Here is a 6,176-nt window from a genome sequence, read left to right as displayed (position 1 = left end):
CATCACTGACCGGCCAGCCCGCAGAGACGTTCTGGCTTGGTCTTCCGATGATCGTCTCGGAGGTCTGAGCTGACATTCCCGCTCTAAACGATCTACCGCGCTACATGGTCCGCACACAAGAGCAACCACCGAGCAACCAACCATGATCAAAAACAAGATCCAAGGCCGGCGAGAACCGAGAAACCCCAGGTAGAACGCGGTAGTGGAGAGTAGGGCGGGTGGGACTTGAACCCACGACCCACGGATTATGAGTCGGTTCCCTGGGTGTCGCTCAGTGTCGCGGAGTGACACTTTCTATCGCTGTGGACGGAATTCTCCCCGCCGTCGTGTCGGGAAGTGATGATGGATGCCGTGCTGTATCGCGTGCACGCGAGCAACCGCCGAGCAACCATGCGCCCTTGACCATCGCGATCATGTGCCATTTGCCCGCCATCACAGTACGGCTGTCATAAGCCGGGATCTCGTGACCAGGCCCCAACCCCACTGCAGATCGAACGACTGCGAGCAACCACCGAGCAGCCATCGGGTAGGCGATGTTCGCCTGCCCGCCAGGATGACTTTCACTTTCCCCGGCCGCCCATCGCTCGGCATGGCCGTCGCTCTCAAGCGCTGAATCGGACACCACGGTCGTCAACGCCATCTTGCCGAAGCCCTGGCCGAGATCCTTGCCCTGCGTCACCAGATCACCGTTCTTGAACGGCAGCTCGGCGGCGCCAAAGTGCAATTCGCTCCCGCGGATCGCGCCTTCCTTGCCGCCCTCCTGACATCGGTACCCTGCGAGGTCCTGCGCCGGCTGCGGCTCCTCAGGACACGCAGCCTTCCGCCTAACCGACCTGCCAGCTGTTCGGGAAGGCCACGCCGTGACCAGCGCAGGAAGAACGCCTACACCACCTCAGGTGGTGGGAAGTCCACCGGCAGCGCCCGCCACTCGATCCCATAACGGGCCACATAGCCGATCGTGTCCGGTACCGCCCGCAGCCCATGCACTATCGGCCGGCCAGTGGTCTTGACCAGCTCGGCCATCACCGCCCGTGCCTCGCCCTCCATGACCGCCCACTCGGCATCGGTCAGATCCGACGGATATGACGGCTTACGGCCGTGCACCCGCACCCCGGCGAGGTACGAGCACTGGCGCCCACGGGCGCGGACGTGTAACCGGACAACCACGGGCTCCTGGTCGTCGAGTTGCGTAGACAACACCTCAGCTATCAGGAGCCCGCTCCTGTCCGCAGCGAATCACTCGGCGGCGGCCTCTACCAGGCCATCCTTGATCCCGACCTCAGCGACCAAATCCTTCGTCAGCAGGCTCTGAGAGCTTGCAGCCTGCGGAAGGCGCTGGAGATGATCTCGTGGACCGTGCGATCGTCGTGATCACTCGTCAAGGAGCTGAGCGCGTGAGCGACGGATGGCCGGTGTGAGCAGCAGGTACACGTCCTAGGCGCCGGGCCGGAGCCGCCAGAGCTGGACCGCGCCGCTGCGGCAGCATGTCGCGAGCAGTGATGCGCCGGCGTCGAAGGCGACCCTCGTCGCGAAGTCCGGCTGGGGGATCCGCAGGACTTCGGCCCAGGTCCGGGCGTTCCAGAGGACCGAGGCCGGGGCCCGGGCGGCAGTGGCGAGCAACAGGCCGTCGGGGCTGAAGGCGAGGCTCTGTGAGCCCTCCGGGATGGTGTGCGCGGCGGCGCCGGTCGCGACGTCCCAGATCCGGGTGACCCGGTCGCCCGCGGTGGCCAGCCACGTGCCATCGGGGCTGAAGGCGACGTCGTTCACCCCTTCCGAGCTCATGCCCCTGTCGACGCCCTCCAGCCGGAGCAGCGCGGCGCCGGTGGAGGCGTCCCAGACCTCGGCCGCGCGGTGATCGCGCTGAGGGAGGTAGATGCCGGAGGTCCCGGTGGCGACGAGCGTGCCGTCGGGGCTGAAGGCCACGCCGTTCACCCAGCTGTCGTGGGCGATCGTCAGGAGCTCCGTCCCGTCGGCGACGTCCCAGATCCGGGTGCTGCCCGCCCGGCTGCCGCTGGCGATCCGGCCGCCGTCGGGGCTGAAGGCGAGCGCGTTCACCCAGTCGTCGTGGACGAACTCGCGGTGGCGGGCGCCGGTCGCCGCGTCCAGGATCCAGACCTTCCCGTTGCCCCAGTCGGTGGCGCGCAGGTCGAAGGTGCCGCCGGCCACGGCGATCCAGCGGCCATCGGGGCTGTGGACGGCCTGGGCGTGGATGGCCGCGTAGCGCTCGAAGCGCGAAGCCAGGCCGCCGTAGCGGAAGGTCCGCTGGATCTTTCCATGGAGATCGACCACGTGGGTCCGGCCCGTCGTGCTCAGCGCCAGGCTCTCGCCGCCGGGGTGGAAGGCGACGTCCAGGATCTCCTTGAAGCCCTCGAACGTCTGGACGCGGACGGGCCGCAGGTCCGCCGGGTCCCCCCGTGGGGGCATCCGCACCACGGGCGTGGGCGGCCGGGCCGCGCGCGGAGGCGGCGCCGGGCGGAGGCGGGCCGAGAGGTGATCTTGGAACTCGGCGTGGCGGAACTGGTAGACCGGGCCGACCACGCGGAGCAGGCCGAGCCGGTGGGCGTCGTCCAGGAACCGCATCAGGCGGCGGGGCAGGTCGCCGCGGCGAGCGAGCCGCGCGGACGCGATGAGGTACACCGGCCAGGCGTGCCTGGTGCCGCTGACGAAGGCGGAGAGAGCGCCCGCCGCCGCAGTCAGAGCGGTGACCAGGACGGCCGACTCCGGCCGGGCGATCGCCGCGACGCCGCCGCCGATCACCGCGCCCGTCACCGCCCCGGCCGCGGCGCGGGTGAACGTGAGCCGCCGGTCGGCCCGCCACTGGTCCATCGGCCCGCCCGCCGCGTCGCCGTCCATCCACGCCGTCACGGCGCCGTTGAGCAGGCTGAGGGCGAAGGTCAGGCCGTACAGGACGAGAAGTGCGAGAGTGAACGGGAAGTCGCCCGCGCCGAGCGCCACCGCCAGGACGTGCAGCCCCGCGAGCACCCCGCCGAACACCGCGAACAGCAGGACGGGCAGCACGGCCTTCGACCTGATCTGCTGGACCAGCGGGCCGAGCCGGCCGCGGATCCCGACGTCGGCCGACCCCGGCAGATCGCGCTCCCACGACCAGTGATCGCCCGCGGGCCCCTCGTGGTATTCGGTGAGGACGATCACCGCCGCCGTCAGAGCCCACCCCCACGGGACGCCGAGGGCGAGCTGCCCGACCGCCACCGCCCACAGGACGCTGCTCAGCACCATGCCGAGGTAACCGAAAGGCCCTGGCGGCCGGTGGATCAGCACGCCCGCCCCCAGCCGCCACCAGGCGAGGTCGCGGCTGCCGAGGCTCGCCCGGCCGACCTCCCGCTCCGGGTTCGGCGTGTGGTCGAGCAGCACGGCGAGGTTCCCCAGCCACCGGGTGACCTGCTCGGGGGCGTACGGTCGGCGCGGGCGGAACAGGTCGGTCTCGGGTCGCGACGTCCACGGGCGGGCGGCGATCGCGGTCGGGATCAACCGGTCGAACAGATGCGCCCGGAGCGCGGACGCCGTGGGGAACCGCTCTGTGTCGAGCAGCACCTCGGGGGATTCCCGGGCGTCGGCGTAGGTGGTGCGCAGCAGCCACAGACCCAGCGGGTTGGCCGCCGTCTCCGCGAGCGGGCCGCGCGCCTCGCCTTCAAGGTGGGCGATGACGTCCTGCCAGCCCGGTTCGGGGACCGTCCGGCCGATGACGGCCGAGAGGTAGCCGGCCGCCCCGTGGCCCGGCATCGGCTCGGCCTCGATCACCGCGCTGTCGCTGATGGTCTGCCCCGCTCGCACCGCCTCGCCGTACTCACGCCGGCGGCAGGTGATGATCAGCCGGTTCCGCCGCGCGAGGGCGGCGTTCAGGCCTGTCAGGATCAGCGGGCGGACGTCGGCGGGAACCTCGTCCAGCCCGTCCAGGACCGGGATGACGCGGGCGTCGGTGAACAGGTTCGCGGCGGTGTCAGGGCCGAAGTCGCGCAGCCAGCCGTACCCCTGATCGAGACGGGCGGCGAACCAGCCGGCGAAATCCGGATGGACGGCCGGATCCCACCCGGCCGCCGACACCAGCACGGGCACCGGGCCCTCGGTGTCCTCGGCCAGGCAGAGTAGGAGTTGGATGGCGAGCGTCGTCTTCCCGGCCCCGGCCTCGCCCAGGATGATCAGCCGCCCGCCCGGCAGCGCGCGGTAAGACTCCGCCAGCGCGTCGATACGGTCGGCCGACCCCGACCAGGTCACCTCTCCGGATACGCTCACGCCGTCGGAGCCGGGGACGAAACGCGGCTCAGCGGTGAGGTTCCAGCGCACGGGCATCGGCCGCGGATTGGCCAGCGACAGCACCTTCGACTCGGCCACCCACTGACGCGTCACCGCGAGGCGCAGCGACGCGACCGCCTCCTCGGCGGAGGCCGGGCGCGAGCGCGCCAGCTCGATCCGGATCGACCAGACCACGAGCACGGCCACGAGCAGCGCGGTGAGCGGGCCGAACCACCACGCGTCCACCGCCACGGTGCTGGTCCAGAGGTTGCCGACAAGACCGATCGCCACCGGGATGAGCACGAGCGTGACGGGCGACACCTTCCGGCTTCTGGGACTCACGATCACATTCTGCGGCCGGGACGGCCGGATGGAAACGCCCTGTCCGGCCGCCTGGACGTTACCTTCTGGCGCTTGCGCCCGTCATACGAGCGACGGCCGTGTACGCGCACGGCCGTGTACGCGCACAGTCGTGGACCGGCGACGAGATTGGAGACCAGGATGCTGACGAACATCATGTATGTGACGGTCGACGTGACCGATCAGGATCGGGCGCTGAAGTTCTACACCGAAGGGCTCGGCCTGGAGAAGCGCATCGACCACCCGGGACCGGAAGGGCGCTTCCTCACCGTGGGCGTCCCCGATGGCCCGGTCGAGATCATCCTCTGGTCGCAGCCGCCGGCCGGGGGACAGCCGGACGAGAAGCGGCCGGGTGCCGCCGCCGGCCCGCTCATCCTCGAGTCGGACGACCTGAGAAAGGACTTCGAGGTGTTCCGCCGGCGAGGCGTGACCTTCGATCAGCCCGAGCCGGAGGACTACCCGTTCGGCGTTCGCATCGAGGCGGTGGATCCGGACGGCAACCGGATCTCGCTCCGCCAGCAGCGCCGCTGGAACCGTGCCGATGGCTGACCGACCGTGGACCATGCGACGATCCAGGTCCACCGTGACCCATGAACGAGCAGATCCGAGGAAGACCACAGGATGACTGACACCAGCCGGACGGACCTGCTGGCCGACGCGTTCGAGGCCCAGCGCGACCGGCTGAGCGCGGTCGCCTACCGCGTGCTCGGATCGCACGCCGACGCCGAGGACGTGGTCCAGGAGGCCTGGATGCGGCTCGCCCGCCAGGACGCGACGACCATCGCGAACCTGGCGGGCTGGCTGACCACGGTGGTCGGCCGGATCAGCCTGGATGTCCTGCGGTCCCGCCAGACCCGCCCCGAGGAGTCCTACGGGGACGGTTTGTCCGAGCTCGTGATAACGGTCGACGACAGCGCTGAGCCCGAGGAGACCGTGTCGCTCGCCGACTCGGTGGGGCTCGCGCTGCTCGTCGTCCTGGACGTGCTCGGGCCCAGCGAGCGGCTCACGTTCGTGCTGCACGACCTGTTCGCGGTGCCGTTCGCCGAGATCGGCCAGATCCTCGGCAAGTCCGCCGACGCCACCAAGATGATCGCCAGCCGCGCTCGCCGGAAGGTGCGGGCGACCGAGCGGCCGACGATCCTGCGACGAGAGCAACGACAGGTCATCAAAGCCTTCCGCGCGGCCACGGCGGGCGGCGATTTCGAGGCGCTGCTGCGCGTGCTCGACCCGGACGTGAGGCTGACGGTCGACACTCCGGGCGGGGTGGTCGTCACCCTCGGCGCCACCGCGGTCGCCACCGGTGCGCGGATGGTCTCCGGCGCTGTCGCACGCCATCAGGCGGTGCTCGTCAACGGCCTTCCCGGGTACGTCTCCTGGCGCGAGGACGGAACCCCGCTCTCGATCATCTCGTTCACGGTCGCCGGCGGCCGGATCACCGCCATCGCGATCGTCGCTGACCCGGCCAGGCTCGCGTCGATGCACCTGCCGGACCCGGCGTGAGTCACGCCGCTGAGCCGGGTCGGCGCCTGTGATCCGCGACGGACCGGGCAGCCGCCGTCGACGTG

5 protein-coding genes are annotated in these 6,176 nt (G+C 70.5%); 2 read left to right on the top strand and 3 right to left on the bottom strand.

Annotated features, from left to right (window positions below; translation table 11 throughout):
* Positions 1–271 precede the first annotated feature (271 nt).
* From ACTMTF_RS32715 to ACTMTF_RS32705, 3 genes are all read right to left on the bottom strand, one after another.
* Positions 272–724, bottom strand: a complete 453-nt coding sequence (locus ACTMTF_RS32715; RefSeq protein WP_441114147.1) for a hypothetical protein — start codon at positions 722–724, stop codon at positions 272–274.
* Positions 725–882: 158 nt separating this feature from the next.
* A complete protein-coding gene (locus ACTMTF_RS32710; RefSeq protein ID WP_441114146.1) occupies positions 883–1,167 on the bottom strand; it encodes a transposase in 285 nt (94 codons plus the stop codon).
* A 267-nt stretch (positions 1,168–1,434) separates the two neighbouring features.
* Positions 1,435–4,593, bottom strand: coding sequence for a hypothetical protein (locus ACTMTF_RS32705; RefSeq protein WP_441114145.1), 3,159 nt, complete (start codon positions 4,591–4,593; stop codon positions 1,435–1,437).
* A gap of 159 nt (positions 4,594–4,752) precedes the next feature.
* Here ACTMTF_RS32705 and ACTMTF_RS32700 point away from each other — a divergent pair, with 159 nt between their 5' ends.
* Together ACTMTF_RS32700 and ACTMTF_RS32695 are read left to right on the top strand one after the other, a co-directional pair.
* A complete protein-coding gene (locus tag ACTMTF_RS32700) occupies positions 4,753–5,160 on the top strand; it encodes a VOC family protein (protein WP_441114144.1) in 408 nt (135 codons plus the stop codon).
* A gap of 72 nt (positions 5,161–5,232) precedes the next feature.
* Positions 5,233–6,111 (top strand): sigma-70 family RNA polymerase sigma factor, encoded by an 879-nt coding sequence (locus ACTMTF_RS32695; RefSeq protein WP_441114143.1) that lies wholly within the window; start codon positions 5,233–5,235, stop codon positions 6,109–6,111.
* The last annotated feature ends 65 nt before the right edge of the window (positions 6,112–6,176 follow it).

It is taken from the genome of Nonomuraea sp. ZG12 (assembly GCF_052068115.1).
Taxonomy (GTDB): Bacteria; Actinomycetota; Actinomycetes; order Streptosporangiales; family Streptosporangiaceae; genus Nonomuraea.
This window is presented reverse-complemented; position numbering and strand designations above follow the sequence as displayed.

Excerpts from the sequence above, each read along its gene's own strand:
- ACTMTF_RS32695 (WP_441114143.1), top strand. The coding sequence starts at position 5,233 with ATGACTGACACCAGCCGGACGGACCTGCTGGCCGACGCGTTCGAGGCC.
- ACTMTF_RS32700 (WP_441114144.1), top strand. The coding sequence starts at position 4,753 with ATGCTGACGAACATCATGTATGTGACGGTCGACGTGACCGATCAGGAT.